This window comes from Sphingomonas taxi, assembly GCF_000764535.1.
In the GTDB taxonomy this organism is placed as follows: domain Bacteria; phylum Pseudomonadota; class Alphaproteobacteria; order Sphingomonadales; family Sphingomonadaceae; genus Sphingomonas; species Sphingomonas taxi.
On the sequence record NZ_CP009571.1, the window covers coordinates 3,191,155 to 3,208,310 of the forward strand.

Sequence of the window (17,156 nt, forward strand, 5' to 3'; positions counted from 1 at the left end):
CGTCTCCCTACGCCTGCCGCGCGCAGGTGCCAACGGTGGCATGCGTCGATCCATCGCAGCCAACCGCCTTGACGTAACGCGCGCGCAGCCCGATGATTCCCGTGCATTTCGCACATTGAAGGGATCGGGGATGGCGAGCCGTGCGCAGCCAGGGCTGTTGCGTGAGACGGTGAAGGCAGGGGCGGTACGCGGCGGTGCCTTGATCACCGCGATCGTGCTGTTCCTCGTCACCGCGCTGATGGTGCTGGCGCTGATCAGCTATCATGCCAGCGACGCGTCGCTCAACACCGCCTCGGGCGGGCCGATCCTCAACCTTGCGGGACCGCCGGGGGCGTGGTTCGCCGATCTCGCGCTGACGCTGTTCGGGCCGGCGGTGGCGCTGCTGCTGCCGATCGCGCCGATCGTCGCGATGCGGCTGTGGCGCGACCAGCCGCCGGGTCGCTGGCTGGCGATGCTGCGCAACGCCGCGATCGGCGTCGCGCTGATGGCCGCCGCGCTCGCTTTCGTGTCCGATTCGTCGGTGCTGGCGCTGCCCGCCGGCTGGGGCGGCGTGATCGGCCTGTCGGTCGCGCATCTCGTGCAATGGGGGCTGGGCTTCCTCGGCCAGCCCGGCGCCGAACGCTGGATCGCGCGCGGCGTCGGCCTGATCGCCGGCGTCGCCGGCATCGTCATCTGGGCGAAGAGCCTCGAGATCGACCTCGGCGAGCGCCGCTTCCGCCTGCGCCGGACGCGCGCTGCCGCCGATGGCGAGGATCTGCTCGACGCCTATGACGATAGCGACGACGAGGAAGACGAAGAGCCGCTGCAGCTCGCGCGCAAGGTGATCGAGCCACGCGCCGTCGCCGAACCCGATACCCGCCCCGCGCCGGTCATCGCCGACCGCGCGGTGGCGCCGTCGGCCGCCAAGCCCAAGCCGCGCCAGCAGAGCCTCGACCTCGGTCACACCTATACGCTGCCACAGCTCGACCTGCTCACCCCCGCGCCGCCGGCGCCCAAGGGGCAGATCGACAAGGCGGCGCTGGAACGCAACGCGCGGCTGCTCGAGAACGTGCTCGACGATTTCAAGGTGCACGGCGTCATCAACGAGGTGCGCCCCGGCCCGGTCGTGACGATGTACGAGCTGGAGCCCGCCCCCGGCATCAAGGCGAGCCGCGTCATCGCGCTCGCCGACGATATCGCGCGCAACATGTCGGCGGTATCGGCGCGCGTCGCGGTGATCCCGGGGCGCAACGTCATCGGCATCGAGCTGCCCAACCAGAAGCGCGAATCGGTGTCGCTGCACGAACTGGTCGGCAGCCAGACGTTCGAGGATCAGGCGGCGCAACTGCCGATCATCCTCGGCAAGAACATCGCCGGCGATCCGGTGATCGCCGATCTCGCACCGATGCCGCATTTGCTGGTTGCGGGTACCACCGGCTCGGGCAAGTCGGTCGGGCTCAACTGCATGATCCTGTCGCTGCTCTACCGGCTGACGCCGGAACAGTGCCGGATGATCATGATCGATCCCAAGATGCTCGAATTGAGCATGTACGACGACATTCCGCATCTGTTGTCGCCGGTCGTCACCGATCCGGCCAAGGCGGTGCGCGCGCTCAAATGGGCGGTCGAGACGATGGAGGACCGCTATCGCCAGATGTCGTCGGTCGGCGTGCGCAGCCTCGCCGGCTTCAACGACAAGGTCCGCGCCGCCAAGGCCAAGGGCCAGCGGCTCGGCCGCCGCGTGCAGACCGGCTATCATCCCGAGACCGGCCAGCCGGTCTATGAGGAAGAGCAGCTCGATTACGAACCGCTGCCGCAGATCGTCGTCATCGTCGACGAGCTCGCCGATCTGATGATGACCGCGGGCAAGGAGGTGGAATTCCTGATTCAGCGGCTCGCGCAGAAGGCACGCGCGGCGGGCATCCATCTCATCATGGCGACGCAGCGGCCGTCGGTCGACGTCATCACCGGCGTCATCAAGGCGAACCTGCCGACGCGGATCAGCTTCCACGTCACCAGCAAGATCGATTCGCGCACCATCCTCGGCGAACAGGGCGCCGAACAGCTGCTCGGCAAGGGCGACATGCTCTATATGCCCGGCGGCAAGGGCATCGTCCGCGTCCACGGCCCGTTCGTCAGCGACGACGAGGTGCGCGCCATCGCCGATCACTGGCGCAGCCAAGGCCAGCCCGACTATATCACCTCGGTCACGGAGGAGCCCGAGGACGGCTTCACGCTGGAAGGATCGCCGGAAGGCGAGGATTCGGCCGAGGACCAGCAATATCGCGCAGCGATCCAGCTGGTGTGCGAATCGCAGAAGGCGTCGACGAGCTGGCTGCAACGCCAGTTGCGCATCGGCTACAATTCGGCGGCACGACTGATCGAGAAGATGGAGAAGGACGGCATCGTCAGCCGCCCCGACCACGTCGGCCGTCGCGAGGTGCTGCGCGATACCGAAGGGCACGCGATCTGAGCGAAGCGTTCCCCGACCCTTCGTCCTGAGCCGGTCGAAGGCTGGGGTACGGACCCTCCCCGCCCCTTGCGCGGTTAAGCGGTCGTTCAATGCCACAGGACCACAGGACCCGCATGATCCGATACGCTCTAGCAATCGCCGCGATCGTGGCCCCCTCCGCGCTGCCGGCCCAGGCGACCGGCGACCTCGCCGCGGTACAGCGCCACCTCCAGTCGATCACGACGATGACGGCGGACTTCACCCAGACCGACCGCAACGGCAAGGTGCTGACCGGCACCTTCACGCTCAAAAAGCCCGGCAAGCTGCGCTTCCAATATGAGAAGGGCGTGCCGATCCTGATCGTCGCGGAGGGCGGCGCACTGACCTTCATCGACTATTCCGTCCGCCAGGTGCAGCGCTGGCCGATCAAGAACTCGCCGCTGGGGATCCTGCTCGATCCCGGCCGCGACATCACCCGCTATGCCCGGGTGGTGCAGACCGGCAACGATCGCGTTGTCTCGGTCGAGGCGAACGATCCCAAACATCCCGAGATCGGCCGGATCACGATGATCTTCGCGCGCGACGCCGCGGCGCCGGCAGGGCTGGCGTTACAGGGCTGGGTGCAGCTTGACAGCCAGAACAATCGAACGACGATTCGCCTCGCCAACCAGCGCTTCGGCGGGGCGGTTAGCGACGGAACGTTCAAATGGGTCGACCCGCGGAGGGCAAATACCCGATAATGAACGGGAAGTCCCGGTGCCATTCATCGCCGCGACAGGTTCGCGCGGGTAAAAGCCTCCTCGCGGATGTGGGGCGTCCGGGATTTTTCCCCCTGTTGCCCGGATGACTAGACCCACTTCCCGCCTGCGTGACGAACGCCAGGTCGGCCCTCGCTCCATGCCCCCGGAGCGGGGGCCTTTCCGTTTTCGGCCCCTATCGGCGGTCCTTGCCGGCTTGATGCGATGGTGCGGCACGCCGATCCGTTAGGATGTCGTCGCTCTGGCGATACCCGCTGGCGCTCGCTACATGGCGGCGGTGAAGATCGTCTCCTGGAATATCAATTCCGTCCGCTTCCGGATCGCCATCGTCGAGCAGTTCCTGCGCGAGGCGGAGCCCGATATCCTGTGCCTGCAGGAAACCAAGGTGGTCGACGAGGACTTCCCGTTCGAGATGTTCCGCAGCCTCGGCTACGACCATATCGTCATCCATGGCCAGCGCATGCACCATGGCGTCGCGATCCTCAGCCGGGTGCCGATTGCCGAGGACGACCGCTTCGACTGGCAGGCCAATCGCGAGGCGCGCCACGTCGGCGTCCGCCTGCCTAACGGCGTGCGGCTGGAGAACGTCTACGTTCCCGCCGGCGGCGACGTGCCCGATCGCGATGTGAACCCCAAGTTCGGGCAGAAGCTCGACTTTCTCGAGCGGATGACCGATTGGTCGGCACGCCTGGATGGCCCGACGATCCTCACCGGCGACTTCAACATCGCGCCGTTGCCGAGCGACGTGTGGAGCCACAAGGCGCTGCTCAAGACGGTCAGCCACACGCCGATCGAGGTCGCGGCGCTCGACCGGTTGCAGGCGTCGAACGACTGGGTCGATCTCGGCCGCCACTTCCACCCTGCCCCGGCGCGCCTGCATACCTGGTGGAGCTATCGCTCGCCCGACTTCACCAGGAACGATCGCGGCCGGCGGCTGGATCATATGTGGGCTAGCGGCGAAGCGGCCAAAGCGGCGCGCGCCCATATGGTGTTCGAGGATTGCCGCAGCTGGCTGACGCCGTCGGACCATGTGCCGATCATGACCGAGTTCGCCTTTTGAGCGGCGCACGCGACGTCGCGCGGGCGATCGACGCGCTGCGCCGCGGCTGGCCGATCGCGATCCATGCCCCCGGCGAGCCCCCCCTGCCCCTGCTCGCGGTCGAGACCGCCGATCCGTGCGGACGGGAGACCTTCATGACGGGCGGGGTCGGTCCGCTGCTGATCTCGGACGGTCGCGCCGCGACGCTGAAGCTGACCAATCAGCTCGCCGCCGCCGATCCCGATACGCCGGTAGTAATCGAGGCGGCGCCGTGGCTCGACTTCAGCACCGCGGTGGCGCTCGCCGATCCGCAATTTGATCTGGCGACGCCGCTCAAGGGGCCGTTCCGCACCACGGCGGTGACGCGGCCCGCCGCGAGCCTCGCCGCGATCCGGCTGGCGCGGATCGCCGGGCTGCTCCCCGCCTTCTTCATCGACGGCAGCGGTCCCGAAGTCACGATCGCCCCCGCGGCGATCGACGCGCATCAGGACGCGCGCGCGCTGCACCTCGCCACACGCGCGCGCCTGCCGGTCGACGGTGCCGAGGATGCGGAGATCGTCGCCTTCCGCGCGCCCGACTCGAGCGACGAGCATGTCGCGCTGCTGATCGGCCAGCCCGATGGCAATCCGCCGCTGGTGCGGTTGCACAGCGAATGTCTGACCGGCGACGTGCTCGGCAGCCTCAAATGCGATTGCGGCCCGCAATTGCGCGCCGCGATCGCGGCGATCGCGGCGAACGGCTGGGGCATCCTGCTCTATCTGCGACAGGAGGGGCGCGGGATTGGGCTGGTCAACAAGCTGCGCGCCTATGCCCTGCAGGATCAGGGATTCGATACCGTCGACGCCAACGTGCGGCTGGGCTTTGCGATCGACTCGCGCGATTTCGGCGTGGCGGCACGGATGCTGGACCTGCTCGGGCAGCGGGCGGTGCGGTTGATGACCAACAATCCGGCGAAAGTGGCGGGACTGGAAGCGGCCGGGGTAAGCGTGGTGGAGCGGGTGCCGCACCAGCTTCCGCCCAATCCGCATAACGCGCGCTATCTCGCGACCAAGCGCGATCGGACCGGGCACCAATTGTAAGCCTGGCCCCTGCGCTATGCGCTGAACGCTTCGGGATCGACGAGTCCGGTCAGGCGGCGCGCCGCGCGGCGCGCGAAGGCCAGGGTGCCGCGTTTGCGCACGTGCGCCGGCAGCGGCACGGTATGCGCCTCGCGGATGATCGCGGCGTCATAGCGGTCGGCGACGATCACCCCGGTCCGTTCGGGCAGGAACGCTGCGCCGTCGAGCGGCGCGGTGTCGAACCCCGCCGGCACCGCCCAATAATAACGGTCGCAATGCGCGAGATAGTCCGGCCACTTGCCGTCGCCGAGCAGGTCGGCGCGCGACACCTTGATCTCGACGACGATCAGCTGGCCGCGCGCGTCGATCGCCATCAGGTCGGCCCGACGGCCGCCCTCGAGCGGGACCTCGGCGATGGTGGTGATATCGTGGCGCAGCAGCATCCGCGTCACGCCGCGGGCGACATCCGCAGCACAGATCGCGGGATCGCCGCCGTCCAAACACGAAGCGGGGGCCATGTCCAACATGACCCCCGCTTAAGAACATTATGCGAACAGGACAAGCCTGCCCGGATCGATCAGCGATAGAAGACGTGGTTGCCGATCATCGCGATCTTGGTGACGTTGCCGGCGGGGCGGCGGTTGGGCGTATTGAAGAACAGCGCCTTAGGGGCGGGGCTTTCCCACGCCGCGGCGAGTGCGATCTTGGCGACGGCGAGCGCGGTGCGATAGGCGGCGCGGCCTTCGTCGATCGACGGGATCTCACCGCCACGCACGAAGCTGAACTGGCCGCGCTGCTTGACCACCGAGCAGACGTCGGTGGGGAAACGGCCCGACTTCGAGCGGTTGATGATCACGCTGGCGACGGCGAGCTGGCCGGCGAGCGGCTCGCCCTTCGATTCGAAATAGATCGCGCCGGCGAGGCAGCGCTGCGTCGCGTCGACCCGGTCGTCGTCCTGCGCGGCGACAGCTTCGGCGAGGGTGTTGAAACGGTCGTCTTCGGCCTGCTGCTCCGTGGAGATCGGCTCGACCGTCGCGGTGGCCTGCGGCGTGGCGCTGGCGGCGGGAACGGGAACCGACACGGGGCTGACCGTGTTGATGATCTGAATGGTCGAGGCCGGCGCGGGAATCGACGTCCGGTCGATGTCCGAGGCCTTGACGGGCGAGCTGTGGCTGATGAGGCCCGCCAGAGAGAAAGTCATCGCCGCGATGGCCGCGGCGCGCTGCATAATCGTCATCTACGTATTCGATATGCGGTTGGACCACGGACCCGATCGGCCAAGCCGATCGTCCGGGCATCCCCCCGACTGCGTCACCGACCCGGATCGCACCCAGGCACAGCACAACGCGCATTCACTGTGCGCGTGGCCTTCGTCACACCGCTGTCATGAGTCAATTCGACGCGATCGTTTCAGCGGCGAACCGTTCGGCTTCCGGGATGTCCAGTTCGATTACCCACAAATCCGGATCGGATTGGCGCCGCCGCCGCCAATAGGCCTCGGCATCGTCGGTCCGGTCCGAATCGGTCAGAGTGGCTTGCCCATCGAAGTCGATCCGGCGTTCGAGCACGCGCGTCGGGCCGTGCCGATACTCGATCAGCAGCAGGATCGCGCCGCCCTGAGCCTCGCCCTTGGCACGCACCATCGCGATGCCGCCGGCGTCGTTGACCCGCCTCAGCAGCGCGCCGACGATCAGATGCGTCGGCAGCCGGCCGGTCATGCGCTGCGATAGCCGGGCAGGCCGGACAGCGCGATCTGCGAGCGCATGAAGGTGCCGGTGCCGCGCGCGACCTCCTCGCCCTCGGCGTCGATCAGCCGCGCGTCGGCGACGTAGACGCGGCGCTTGCCGCTGATCCAGCGGCCCTCGGCGACGACCGGCCCGGCCTTCAGCGGCCGGGTCAGCAGCAGGTTGAACGCGGTGGTGAGCAGGAAGCGGTCGGTGACGAGGCTGTTCGCCGCGTAGAAAGCGGCGTCGTCGAGCATCTTGAAATAGCTGGTGCCATGGACCGCGCCGGCGGCGTGATAATGATCCTCGGTCAGCCGGAAGTGAATGCGCGCGACGCCCGCCTCGACGATCTCCAGGCGGGATTCGAACAAGCGGTTGATTGGCGCCGCGGCATAGAGCGATTCGAGCGCGCGATAATGCGCCAGCGCGCCGGCGTCAGGCGGCATCGCGCGCGGCGTCGGCGGTGAACAGGGCATAAAGCGCATCGCGCGATCCCGCGCCGCGCAATTTGGCGAGGAAGGTGCGGTCGCGCAGCCGCCGCGAGACGCGGGCGAGCGCCTTGAGATGCTCCGCCCCCGCGTCAACCGGCGAGACCAGCATGAAGACGAGATCGACCGGCAGGTCGTCGACCGCGTCGAACTCGATCGGCTGGGCGAGCCGCATGAAGACGCCGGTGACGCCGGACAGATCGGGCAGGCGGGCGTGGGGAATGGCGACGCCGCCACCGAAGCCGGTCGAGCCGAGCTTCTCGCGCGCCGCCAGCCGCTCGGCGGCCAGTCGGCCGTCGAGGCCGAGCGCGTCCGCGGCGGTGCAGAGCTGGGTGAACAGCGCCTTCTTGTGCGCGACGGCCACGCCCTCATAGACCGCCTCGGGGCGCAGCAGATCGCTGAAGTCGTGCATGCGTTACTCGAATAAACGAAAGGCCCCGCCGGGCCTCTATCGGAACCGGCGGGGCGGGGGAAGGTCAGCGTGCGGCGGACTGGACCGCCTGCTCGCGCTGCGGCTCGACCCAGCCGATCGTGCCGTCGCCGCGGCGATAGACCATGTTGTACGAACCGGTACCCGCATTGCGGAACAGCAGCGCCGCGGTGTTGCGCAGATCGAGCATCATCACCGCATCGGACACGCTGGCATCGGGCACGTCGACGCGCGTCTCGGCGATGATCAGCGGTGCGTCGCCGACATCCTCCTCGCTCGGGGCCGATTCCTGGAACAGGGTGTAGCCGGCATTGTCATAGCCCATGTCCTCCTGGATCGCGGCGGCCTCGCCGGCGTGACGATCCTTGAGGCGGCGCATGTAGCGGCGCAGCTGCGTCTCGATCTTGGCGGCCGCCCCGTCGAACGCGGGATGCGCCTCCTGCGCCTGGTGGCTGCCCTTGAGCACCAGGCCCTTCATGACGTGGACGACGATATCGCATTTGAAGCCGACGTCGTGCGGCCCCTTGCCGAACGTCACCTCGGCGGAGATGGCGCGTTCGAAATGCTTGGTGGCGATACCCTGGAGTCGGTCGCTCACATGATCCTTGAGCGCGTCGCCGGTCGCGACCTGATGACCAGAAATCCGGATATCCATTATATTCTCCATCATTGTGGGCTGGCCTGTTGGCCTTCACCCGGTTGACGTCATTCCAACGCCCCGACCCCCCAAAGCGGATCCTGTAACTTCGAAACAAATGCTGCGTGCGCTGCAAGTTCCGCGTCCGACGGGCGGAAGACGCGCGGCGGACGGACGGTGACGGGGCGGCGTACCGCGACCTGCGTCGTGGTGGCGATGGGCGCGTCGCTGACCAGGCCGAGCCCGATCTGGCGACCGCCGAGCAGTTCGACATAGACCTGCGCAAGGAGCTGCGCGTCGAGCAGCGCGCCGTGGAGGACGCGGTGCGACCGGTCTACGCCGAAGCGCGAACACAAAGCGTCGAGCGTATGCTTGGCGCCGGGATGGCGGCTGCGCGCGATCTGCAGCGTGTCGACCATCCGTTTGACGTGGACGATCGGCCGGCCGCAGCGCTGGAGCTCGCCGTTGAGGAAGGAGAAGTCGAAGCCGGCGTTATGCGCGACCAGCGGCGCGTCGCCGAGGAATTCGATCAGCTCGTCCACACCCTGCGCGAACTTCGGCTTGTCGCTGAGGAAGGCTTCGGAGATGCCGTGCACCGCCTGCGCTTCGGCGGGCATGTTGCGTTCGGGGTGGTAATAAGCGTGGAAGGTGCGGCCGGTCTCGACGCGGTTGACCATCTCGACGCAGCCGATCTCCACCAGCCGGTCACCACCGGCGAAGCTCAGGCCGGTGGTTTCGGTGTCGAAGACGATCTCGCGCATCCCACCTTTATCAGCCTGCCGGCGGCGCCATGCAAGCGATGACGTGGCGAACCGCCGCACGCGTCCGCTCAAGCGGGACGTCGGTGGCGATGACATAGGTGGCGCGGGCGCGCTTGTCGGCGTCGGGGAGCTGGCGGGCGAGGATCGCGTCGAACTTGGCCGCGGTCATGCCGGGGCGGGCGAGCGTCCGCGCGCGCTGGACCTCGGGCGCGGCGGAGACGACCGCGACGGCGTCGACGTGGCGGTCGCCGCCCGTCTCGAAGAGCAGCGGCACGTCGAAGACGACGAGCGGCGCGTCGGCATGTGCCGCGAGGAAGGCGGCGCGCTCCCCGGCGACGGCGGGATGGACGATCGCCTCGAGCCGCTTCATCGCGGCATCGTCGCCGAGGACCGCGGCGGCGAGGGCGGGGCGGTCGACCCCGTCCGCGCCGATGGTGCCGGGAAAGGCCGCCGCGATCGCCGCGACGAGCCGACCGCCGGGGCCTTGCAGGCGATGGACCGCGGCATCGGCGTCGAAGACGGGGACGCCCTCGGCCGCGAACATCGCCGCCACCGTCGACTTGCCCATGCCGATCGAGCCGGTGAGGCCCAATATCGTCACGCCAGCAGTGCCTCGCGCAGGTCGTCGTCGCGATCGCGCGGCGGTTCGGCGCCGAAGAACAGTTCGAAGGCGAGCGCGGCCTGGCCGATCAGCATCTCGAGTCCGTCGACCGTCTCCAGTCCGCGGGCGCGGGCGGCGGCGAGGAGGGGCGTTTCGAGCGGCGAATAGACGATGTCGTAGACGACGCTATCTTCACCAAGTTCACGCAGATCGAGGTCGAGCGGGGGCTGGCCGGTCATGCCGAGCGTGCTGGCGTTGACCAGCAGGCCGGTGTCCGGGGGCAAAGGGGCCGACAGCGGCAGCGCTTGGCCCTTGAGCCCGAAGGCCGACAACAAAACGCCTGCTTTCAATACGTTACGATTGAGCAGCGTGACCGGGCCGACCGCCATCCGGGCGAGCGCGAAGAGGATCGCACGCGCCGCGCCACCGGCGCCGATCACCGTCACCGCGCGGCCGGTGAAATCGAAGCCCGCGAGCGGTGCGTAGAAGCCGCCGGCGTCGGTGTTGGTACCGACCGCGACGCCATCCTCGGCGCGGAAGACGGTGTTGATCGCGCCGATGCCGCCGCGCACGTCGCCGCGATCGTCGACATGGTCGAGCGCGGCGAGCTTGTGCGGCATGGTGACGTTGCAGCCGCGCCAGGCCGGGTCGTCGCGGCGTGCGGCGAAGAAGGCGGGCAGGTCCTCCGCCGTCACCAGCGTCTTGCGATAGTCCGCGTCGAGGCCGAGCTGATCGAGCCAGAAGCGATGGATGATCGGCGATTTGGACTGGGCGATGGGGTCGCCGATCACTTCGGCGTAAGGCCGGCCGCCGGCGGGGGAATAGGGAAGGGTCATGCGGGGATCACTTCGCGGGTCCGGAGATAGTCGAGGACGTTGAGCAGCGGCAGGCCGAGCACGGTGAACTGGCTGCCCTCGATCCGGCTGAACAGCTGCGCGCCGGGGCCTTCGATCCGGTAGCAGCCGACGCAGCCGGCGATCGCCGGCCATTCCATGTCGAGATACGATCGGATGAAGCCGGGGGAGAGCGGGCGGACGTGCATCCTCGCCGCCTCGACGTGGCGCCAGACCGGGCGGCCGTTCTCGGCGATCACCGCGGCGCTCCACAGATCGTGACGCGCGCCCGACATGCGGGTCAGGTGATCGGCGGCCTGGTCGCGGCTCTCGGGCTTGTCGAGCAGGCTGCCGTCGGCGAGCGCGACGACGCTGTCGCTGCCGAGCACGAGCCGGCCGGGATGGCGGAGGCTGACCTTGACCGCCTTCAGTTCGGCGAGCGCGTCGGCGAGGTCGCGCGGCTTGCTGCCGGCGAGGGCGGCCTTGGCGGCATCCTCGTCGACGCCGGCGGCGGTCGCCTCGAACGGCACGCCGGCGGCGGTGAGCATCGCGCGGCGGGAGGCGCTTTGCGAGGCGAGGAGGATCATGCGGAGGCTTTCGTCATTGCGGTGTTTGTCCCCGCTTCGTCATCCCGGCGCAGGCCGGGAGCCATGGGGGCGATGCGGCTGGTGGTAGCGCGCCACGTCGGCCGCCCGTGTCCATGGGTCCCGGCTTTCGCCGGGATGACGGAGAGGGGGGCCTTTGCAGACCGGACGTCATCCCTGCGGAGGCGGGTGCTTTCGCAGATGACCATTTGGCGTTTTGCGACAGAATTTATATTTCCGTCATGCCGGACTTGATCCGGCATCCCGCTTCTTCCCGCTGTCCGAAGAAGCGGGACCCCGGCGCAAGGCCGGGGTGACGAAGAAAGGGCGGGGGCCGTGCGCGTCGCTGTCACGTCCGCGTCGCCTTGCGGTCGTTGGCCAGCGCGATGATCGCGGCGGCGGTTTCCTCGATCGAGCGGCGGGTGACGTCGATCACCGGCCAGCCGTTGTCGGCGAACATGCGGCGCGCATAAGCGATCTCGCGCGTCACCGCTTCTTCCTCGACATAGGGGGTGTCGGGCATCTGGTTGAGCGAGAGCAGGCGGTTGCGGCGGATCTGGATCAGCCGGTCGGCGCTGGTGGTGAGGCCGACGACCAGCGGATTCTTCAGCGTGAACAGGATGCGCGGCGGCGGGCTCTCGACCACCACCGGGATGTTCGCGGTCTTCCAGCCGCGGTTGGCGAGATAGATCGAGGTCGGCGTCTTCGACGAGCGCGAGACGCCGGCGAGGACGATCTCCGCTTCCTCCCAATCCTCCGAGGCGATGCCGTCGTCGTGCGCGATTGTCCATTGGATCGCGTCGACGCGCGCGAAATAGGCGGCGTCGAGCACGTGCTGGCGTCCGGGGCGCGCCTTGGCCTGCTGGCCGAGCAGACCGGACAAGGCGTCGTTGACCGGATCGAGCGGCGCCACCGCGGGCAGGCCGAGCGCGAGGCAGCGCTGTTCGAGGATGCGGCGCGTCGCGACGTTGACCAGCGTGAAGACCACCAGCCCCGGATTTTGCGCGATCTCCTGCAGGATGCGTTCGAGGTGCGCCTCGGTCCGCACCATCGGCCAGAAATGGCGGACCGTCTCGACGTCGTCATATTGGGCGAGCGCCGCCTTGGCGATGTTCTCCAGCGTCTCGCCGGTCGAGTCCGAGAGGAGGTGGAGGTGGAGGCGCATCATCGCGCGCTCCGGGGCAGACCTGTGGACAACATGGGCATAAGGGATAGGGCAAGTCGGCACCCCCGCCAAGCGACCCGGCGGCGGTGGACAACCCGCATTCCATCCACAATTGCGCACACAGGGCATGGTTTTATCCACAGGCTGTGGATCGTGTTGACGGCCTGCCCCGAATCCCCGGTGAATCCCCGATCCTTGCCGGTCAACCTGTGGGTGATTACGGGACGAAACGCTTTATCCCGCGTTCCACGTGCCAACCACTGCAACAATCTTTTCTAGATTCTTCTTAGATAGGAAGAAGGCCCTGTCCGATCCTGTGAACAAGCCGCTCCTTGCCGTCCTCAAGGGTGCGAAACCGTCGGTGCCGCCGATGTGGCTCATGCGTCAGGCGGGGCGCTACCTTCCCGAGTATCGCGCGCTGCGGGCGGAGAAGGGCGGCTTCCTGGCGCTCGCCACCGATCCCGAGGCGGCGGCGGAAGTGACGGTGCAACCGATCCGGCGCTTCGGCTTTGACGGCGCCATCCTGTTCTCCGACATCCTGATGGTGCCCTGGGCGCTGGGCCAGGAGCTGACCTTCGGGCCGGGCGAGGGACCGCGGCTGACGCCACCACTCGTCGATCACGCGCTGGCGGCGCTGCAACGGGTGCCTGAGCGGCTCGAGCCGGTTTACGGGACCTGCGAGCGGGTGGCCGCCGCCTTGCCGCCCGAGACGACGTTTCTGGGCTTTGCGGGGTCACCGTGGACGGTGGCGACCTATATGGTCGCGGGCGCCGGGTCGAAGGACCAGGGTGAGACGCGCGGCTTCGCTTATGCCGACCCGGCGGCGTTCGATGCGATCATCGCTGCGATCGTGACGATGACGATCGACTATCTGGCGCGGCAGATCGCGGCGGGCGTCGAGGCGGTGCAGCTGTTCGACAGCTGGGCGGGGTCGCTGTCGCCGGCGCAGTTCGAACGCTGGGTGATCGCGCCCAATGCGGCGATCGTCGCCGGCCTGCGCGCGCGCTGTCCGGAGGCGTGCATCATCGGCTTTCCCAAGGGCGCGGGCGGCAAGCTGCCGGCCTATGCCCGCGAGACCGGCGTCGATGCGATCGGGCTCGACGAGACGGTCGATCCGCTGTGGGCGGATGCAATGCTGCCCGCGGGGCTGCCGGTGCAGGGCAATCTCGATCCACTGGCGCTGCTCGCCGGCGGCGCGGCGCTCGACGACGGGATCGACCGGGTGCTCGCGGCGTTCCGCGACCGGCCGCACGTCTTCAACCTGGGGCACGGCATCGGCCAGTTCACGCCGATCGCCCATGTCGAGCATCTGGTCGCGCGGGTGAGGGGATCGTGATGGAATTTTTGTCAGGCGCCTATCTGTGGATCGTGGCGGCGCATGTGATCTTCGTCATCTTCTGGATGGCGGGGCTGTTCATGCTGCCGCGTTATCTGGTCTATCATCAGGAGGCGCTGGTCGCCGGACGGGCCGAGGAGGCGGCCTTGTGGGTCGAGCGCGAGGGCAAGCTGCGCGCGATCATCCTGACCCCGGCGATGATCGTGGTGTGGGTGCTCGGGCTGACGCTGGCGACGATCGGCCATCATTGGGGCGAGGGGTGGCTGCACGCCAAATTGCTCTTCGTGCTGGTGCTGTCGGGCTATCACGGCTGGGCGGTGGGCTATGCCAAGACGCTGGCGCGGGGCGTGATGCGGCTCGATGGCCGGCGGTTGCGGATGATCAACGAAGTGCCGGCGCTGGCCGGTGCGGTGATCGTCGTACTGGTGTTCGTAAAGCCATTTTGATAATAGTTGATAGTGACCGAGGGGTCGCGGGAGGCGGTGATGATCAGTGCGGATTTGGGGCAGCAGCTCGAGACGTTCGTCGCCGACCTAGTGCAGACCGGGCGGTATAATTCAAAGAGCGAGGTGCTGCGGGAAGGCGTGCGTCTTGTTCAGGAACGCGAAGCATGGCTTGCCGCCGTGCATGCGGGGATCAAGCGCGGCTTGCAGGATGCGGATGCGGGGCGGACCAAGCCTGCGGAAGAAGTCTTCGATCGGCTCGAGGCGAAATACCGCGCGATGCTGCCGATCGGGGAATGATTGTCCGGCTGAGTAGCTCGGCCGAGGACGACTTGGAGGATATCGGCGACTATATCGCGCGCGAAGATCCCAGGTCGGCGGTCGAACATGTCCGTGTGCTGAGAGCGAAGTGCATGGACTTGGCCTATTTTCCTCGTCGGTTTGCGCTGGTCGCTGGCCAGGAACCAGAAGGCGTCCGCCGTCGCGTCCATGGCAATTACGTGATCCTCTACCGTATCGATGACGCCGCAGTCGTTATCCTCCACATCGTTCACGGCGCTCGTGATTATGGCAGGCTGCTCTAAGCCCGCTTGACGAACCCCCTCCACGCTCTTACCTCCTGAACACGCGTAGAGCTGCCGTCCGGTGGTTCCGCGTTCCTCCCTGGCTATCGTCGCTGCGAGTCCTTCGCCGATTTGAGCCACTCCCCCGCTTACGCATTCGGATTATTCCATGCATCTTAGAGACTTGAAGAAAAAGACCCCCGCCGAGCTGGTCAGCATGGCCGAAGAGCTGGGGGTCGAGGGCGCCTCGACGCTGCGCAAGCAGGATCTGCTGTTCGCGATCCTGAAGGTGCAGGCCGAGAATGGCGACCAGATCATGGGCCTCGGCACGATCGAGGTCCTGCAGGACGGCTTCGGCTTCCTGCGCAGCCCAGAGGCCAATTACCTCGCCGGGCCGGACGACATCTACGTCTCGCCCAACCAGGTTCGCAAGCACGGCCTGCGCACCGGCGACACCGTCGAGGGCGAGATCCGCGCCCCCAAGGACGGCGAGCGCTATTTCGCGCTGACCAAGCTGACCAGCGTCAATTTCGACGATCCCGAGGCGGTCCGCCATCGCGTCAATTTCGACAACCTCACGCCGCTCTATCCGGAATCGAAGCTGACGCTCGACCCGGCCGATCCGACGCAGAAGGACAAGTCGGCGCGCGTCATCGACATCGTCTCGCCGCAGGGCAAGGGCCAGCGCACGCTGATCGTCGCGCCGCCGCGCGTCGGCAAGACGGTGATGCTCCAGAACATCGCGCGCGCGATTTCGGACAATCACCCCGAGGTGTTCCTGATCGTGCTGCTGATCGACGAGCGGCCCGAAGAGGTCACCGACATGCAGCGCAGCGTGAAGGGCGAAGTGGTGTCGTCGACCTTCGACGAGCCGGCGCAGCGCCACGTTCAGGTCGCCGAGATGGTGATCGAAAAGGCCAAGCGCCTCGTCGAGCACAAGAAGGACGTCGTGATCCTGCTCGACAGCATCACCCGCCTCGGCCGCGCCTACAACACCGTCGTGCCGTCGTCGGGCAAGGTGCTGACCGGCGGCGTCGACGCCAACGCCTTGCAACGCCCCAAGCGCTTCTTCGGCGCGGCGCGCAACATCGAGGAGGGCGGCTCGCTGTCGATCATCGCCACTGCGCTGATCGACACCGGCAGCCGCATGGACGAGGTGATCTTCGAGGAGTTCAAGGGCACCGGCAATTCCGAGATCGTGCTCGACCGCAAGGTCGCGGACAAGCGCGTCTTCCCGGCGCTCGACGTCGGCAAGTCGGGCACCCGCAAGGAAGAACTGCTGGTTGACAAGGACAAGCTGTCGAAACAGTGGGTGCTGCGCCGCATCCTCATGCAGATGGGGACGATCGACGCGATGGAGTTCCTGCTCGACAAGATGAAGAACTCGAAGACCAACGAGGATTTCTTCGACAGCATGAACCAGTAACCCGTGCGTTCGCCCCGTGCCGGTCGATCCTTCGACCGGCGCGCGGGGGCCATCACGATAGCGCGACGCGCGGAAGCATGGCTTTCGCGCGTCGCTGCGTTATGGACCTATGATCAACCGGGAGTTTGAAACGTGTCCATCATCGCCATGCTGAGCGCCGCCGCCGCCAGCGGGCCGGGGTCTCCGGCCGAGATCTGGCAGCATATCCTCAACGATTTTTCCAATATCGGCTCCCCCGCCGCGCTCGCCGCCTTCATCCAGGTGCTGATGATCGACGTGGTGCTCGCCGGCGACAATGCGATCGTCGTCGGTGCGCTTGCCGCGGGCCTGCCGGTCGATCAGCGCAAGAAGGTGATCCTGATCGGGATCATGGCGGCGCTGGTGCTGCGTATCGTCTTCGCGCTGGCGGTTAGCTGGCTGCTCGGCGTGATCGGGCTGATCTTCGCGGGCGGCATCCTGCTGCTCTGGGTGGCGTGGAAGATGTGGCGCGAGCTGCGCGAGCATGGCAATGCCGGCTCGCCCGAGGTCGACGGCGACGAGACGTCGGGGCTGAAGCCCGCCAAGAGCTTCGCCGCGGCGGCCTGGGCGGTGGCGGTCGCCGATGTCTCGATGAGCCTCGACAACGTGCTGGCGGTCGCCGGTGCGGCGCGCGAACATCCCGGCATCCTGATCATCGGCCTGCTGCTGTCGGTGGCGATGATGGGGATCGCGGCGAACCTGATCGCCAAGTACATCGAGCGCTATCGCTGGATCGCCTATGTCGGGCTGTTGGTGATCCTCTACGTCGCGGGCAAGATGATTTACGAAGGGGTCGTCGACCCGCAGGTCGGGGTGCTGACCTTGTTCTGATGCAGAAAGGGGGGCCGTCGAGCCCCCCTT

The 17,156-nt window shown here is 67.4% G+C and carries 21 protein-coding genes; 10 read left to right on the forward strand and 11 right to left on the reverse strand.

Annotated elements, in window-relative coordinates; genetic code table 11:
- Positions 1-130: 130 nt before the first annotated feature.
- From MC45_RS14480 to ribA, 4 genes are all read left to right on the forward strand, one after another.
- The gene (locus MC45_RS14480; protein ID WP_038664599.1) at positions 131-2,452 is read left to right on the forward strand and encodes a DNA translocase FtsK; all 2,322 of its coding nucleotides are present in this window, start codon (positions 131-133) and stop codon (positions 2,450-2,452) included.
- A 113-nt stretch (positions 2,453-2,565) separates the two neighbouring features.
- On the forward strand, positions 2,566-3,171 hold the full coding sequence (locus MC45_RS14485) for a LolA family protein (RefSeq protein ID WP_038664602.1): 606 nt from the start codon (positions 2,566-2,568) through the stop codon (positions 3,169-3,171).
- Between the two features lie 286 nt (positions 3,172-3,457).
- Entirely contained in the window at positions 3,458-4,249 is a 792-nt protein-coding gene (locus MC45_RS14490) for an exodeoxyribonuclease III (RefSeq protein ID WP_038664605.1), read from the forward strand.
- On the forward strand, positions 4,246-5,307 hold the full coding sequence (ribA, locus tag MC45_RS14495) for a GTP cyclohydrolase II (RefSeq protein WP_038664609.1): 1,062 nt from the start codon (positions 4,246-4,248) through the stop codon (positions 5,305-5,307). Before MC45_RS14490 ends, ribA begins: the two co-directional genes overlap by 4 nt.
- A gap of 14 nt (positions 5,308-5,321) precedes the next feature.
- On the opposite strand, the gene MC45_RS14500 is transcribed toward ribA, so the two are convergent.
- From MC45_RS14500 to MC45_RS14550, 11 genes are all read right to left on the reverse strand, one after another.
- Positions 5,322-5,813, reverse strand: coding sequence for an MmcB family DNA repair protein (locus MC45_RS14500; protein ID WP_038664611.1), 492 nt, complete (start codon positions 5,811-5,813; stop codon positions 5,322-5,324).
- A gap of 50 nt (positions 5,814-5,863) precedes the next feature.
- Positions 5,864-6,523: a cell wall hydrolase gene (locus MC45_RS14505; RefSeq protein ID WP_038664614.1), complete on the reverse strand. Its 660-nt coding sequence runs from the start codon at positions 6,521-6,523 to the stop codon at positions 5,864-5,866.
- Positions 6,524-6,677: 154 nt separating this feature from the next.
- A complete protein-coding gene (locus MC45_RS14510; RefSeq protein WP_038664617.1) occupies positions 6,678-7,004 on the reverse strand; it encodes a DUF1491 family protein in 327 nt (108 codons plus the stop codon).
- The gene (locus MC45_RS14515; protein WP_038664619.1) at positions 7,001-7,456 is read right to left on the reverse strand and encodes a PaaI family thioesterase; all 456 of its coding nucleotides are present in this window, start codon (positions 7,454-7,456) and stop codon (positions 7,001-7,003) included. The genes MC45_RS14510 and MC45_RS14515 overlap by 4 nt, the downstream gene beginning before the upstream one ends.
- On the reverse strand, positions 7,446-7,910 hold the full coding sequence (locus MC45_RS14520) for a PTS sugar transporter subunit IIA (RefSeq protein WP_038664622.1): 465 nt from the start codon (positions 7,908-7,910) through the stop codon (positions 7,446-7,448). The genes MC45_RS14515 and MC45_RS14520 overlap by 11 nt, the downstream gene beginning before the upstream one ends.
- A gap of 64 nt (positions 7,911-7,974) precedes the next feature.
- Positions 7,975-8,583 (reverse strand): ribosome hibernation-promoting factor, HPF/YfiA family, encoded by a 609-nt coding sequence (hpf, locus tag MC45_RS14525; RefSeq protein WP_038664624.1) that lies wholly within the window; start codon positions 8,581-8,583, stop codon positions 7,975-7,977.
- A gap of 50 nt (positions 8,584-8,633) precedes the next feature.
- The gene (dnaQ, locus tag MC45_RS14530; RefSeq protein ID WP_038664627.1) at positions 8,634-9,326 is read right to left on the reverse strand and encodes a DNA polymerase III subunit epsilon; all 693 of its coding nucleotides are present in this window, start codon (positions 9,324-9,326) and stop codon (positions 8,634-8,636) included.
- A 10-nt stretch (positions 9,327-9,336) separates the two neighbouring features.
- Entirely contained in the window at positions 9,337-9,927 is a 591-nt protein-coding gene (coaE, locus tag MC45_RS14535; RefSeq protein WP_081974460.1) for a dephospho-CoA kinase, read from the reverse strand.
- On the reverse strand, positions 9,924-10,763 hold the full coding sequence (aroE, locus tag MC45_RS14540) for a shikimate dehydrogenase (protein WP_052075690.1): 840 nt from the start codon (positions 10,761-10,763) through the stop codon (positions 9,924-9,926). The genes coaE and aroE overlap by 4 nt, the downstream gene beginning before the upstream one ends.
- Complete coding sequence (locus tag MC45_RS14545; protein ID WP_081974461.1) at positions 10,760-11,347, reverse strand: Maf family protein; 588 nt, start codon at positions 11,345-11,347, stop codon at positions 10,760-10,762. Before MC45_RS14545 ends, aroE begins: the two co-directional genes overlap by 4 nt.
- Positions 11,348-11,693: 346 nt before the next feature.
- Positions 11,694-12,512 (reverse strand): pyruvate, water dikinase regulatory protein, encoded by an 819-nt coding sequence (locus MC45_RS14550; protein ID WP_038664630.1) that lies wholly within the window; start codon positions 12,510-12,512, stop codon positions 11,694-11,696.
- A 313-nt stretch (positions 12,513-12,825) separates the two neighbouring features.
- Between MC45_RS14550 and hemE the strand changes: the two genes are divergently transcribed.
- The 6 genes from hemE to MC45_RS14580 all read left to right on the forward strand — a co-directional run bounded on the left by hemE (position 12,826) and on the right by MC45_RS14580 (position 17,126).
- Positions 12,826-13,845 (forward strand): uroporphyrinogen decarboxylase, encoded by a 1,020-nt coding sequence (gene hemE / locus MC45_RS14555; protein WP_038664633.1) that lies wholly within the window; start codon positions 12,826-12,828, stop codon positions 13,843-13,845.
- Positions 13,845-14,291: a CopD family protein gene (locus MC45_RS14560; RefSeq protein WP_038664635.1), complete on the forward strand. Its 447-nt coding sequence runs from the start codon at positions 13,845-13,847 to the stop codon at positions 14,289-14,291. The genes hemE and MC45_RS14560 overlap by 1 nt, the downstream gene beginning before the upstream one ends.
- Before the next feature lie 39 nt (positions 14,292-14,330).
- Entirely contained in the window at positions 14,331-14,588 is a 258-nt protein-coding gene (locus MC45_RS14565; RefSeq protein WP_038667525.1) for a type II toxin-antitoxin system ParD family antitoxin, read from the forward strand.
- Complete coding sequence (locus MC45_RS14570) at positions 14,585-14,872, forward strand: type II toxin-antitoxin system RelE/ParE family toxin (protein WP_038664637.1); 288 nt, start codon at positions 14,585-14,587, stop codon at positions 14,870-14,872. Before MC45_RS14565 ends, MC45_RS14570 begins: the two co-directional genes overlap by 4 nt.
- Before the next feature lie 148 nt (positions 14,873-15,020).
- Positions 15,021-16,277, forward strand: a complete 1,257-nt coding sequence (rho, locus tag MC45_RS14575) for a transcription termination factor Rho (RefSeq protein ID WP_038664639.1) — start codon at positions 15,021-15,023, stop codon at positions 16,275-16,277.
- A 147-nt stretch (positions 16,278-16,424) separates the two neighbouring features.
- Positions 16,425-17,126, forward strand: coding sequence for a TerC family protein (locus MC45_RS14580; RefSeq protein WP_179944589.1), 702 nt, complete (start codon positions 16,425-16,427; stop codon positions 17,124-17,126).
- Positions 17,127-17,156 lie beyond the last annotated feature (30 nt).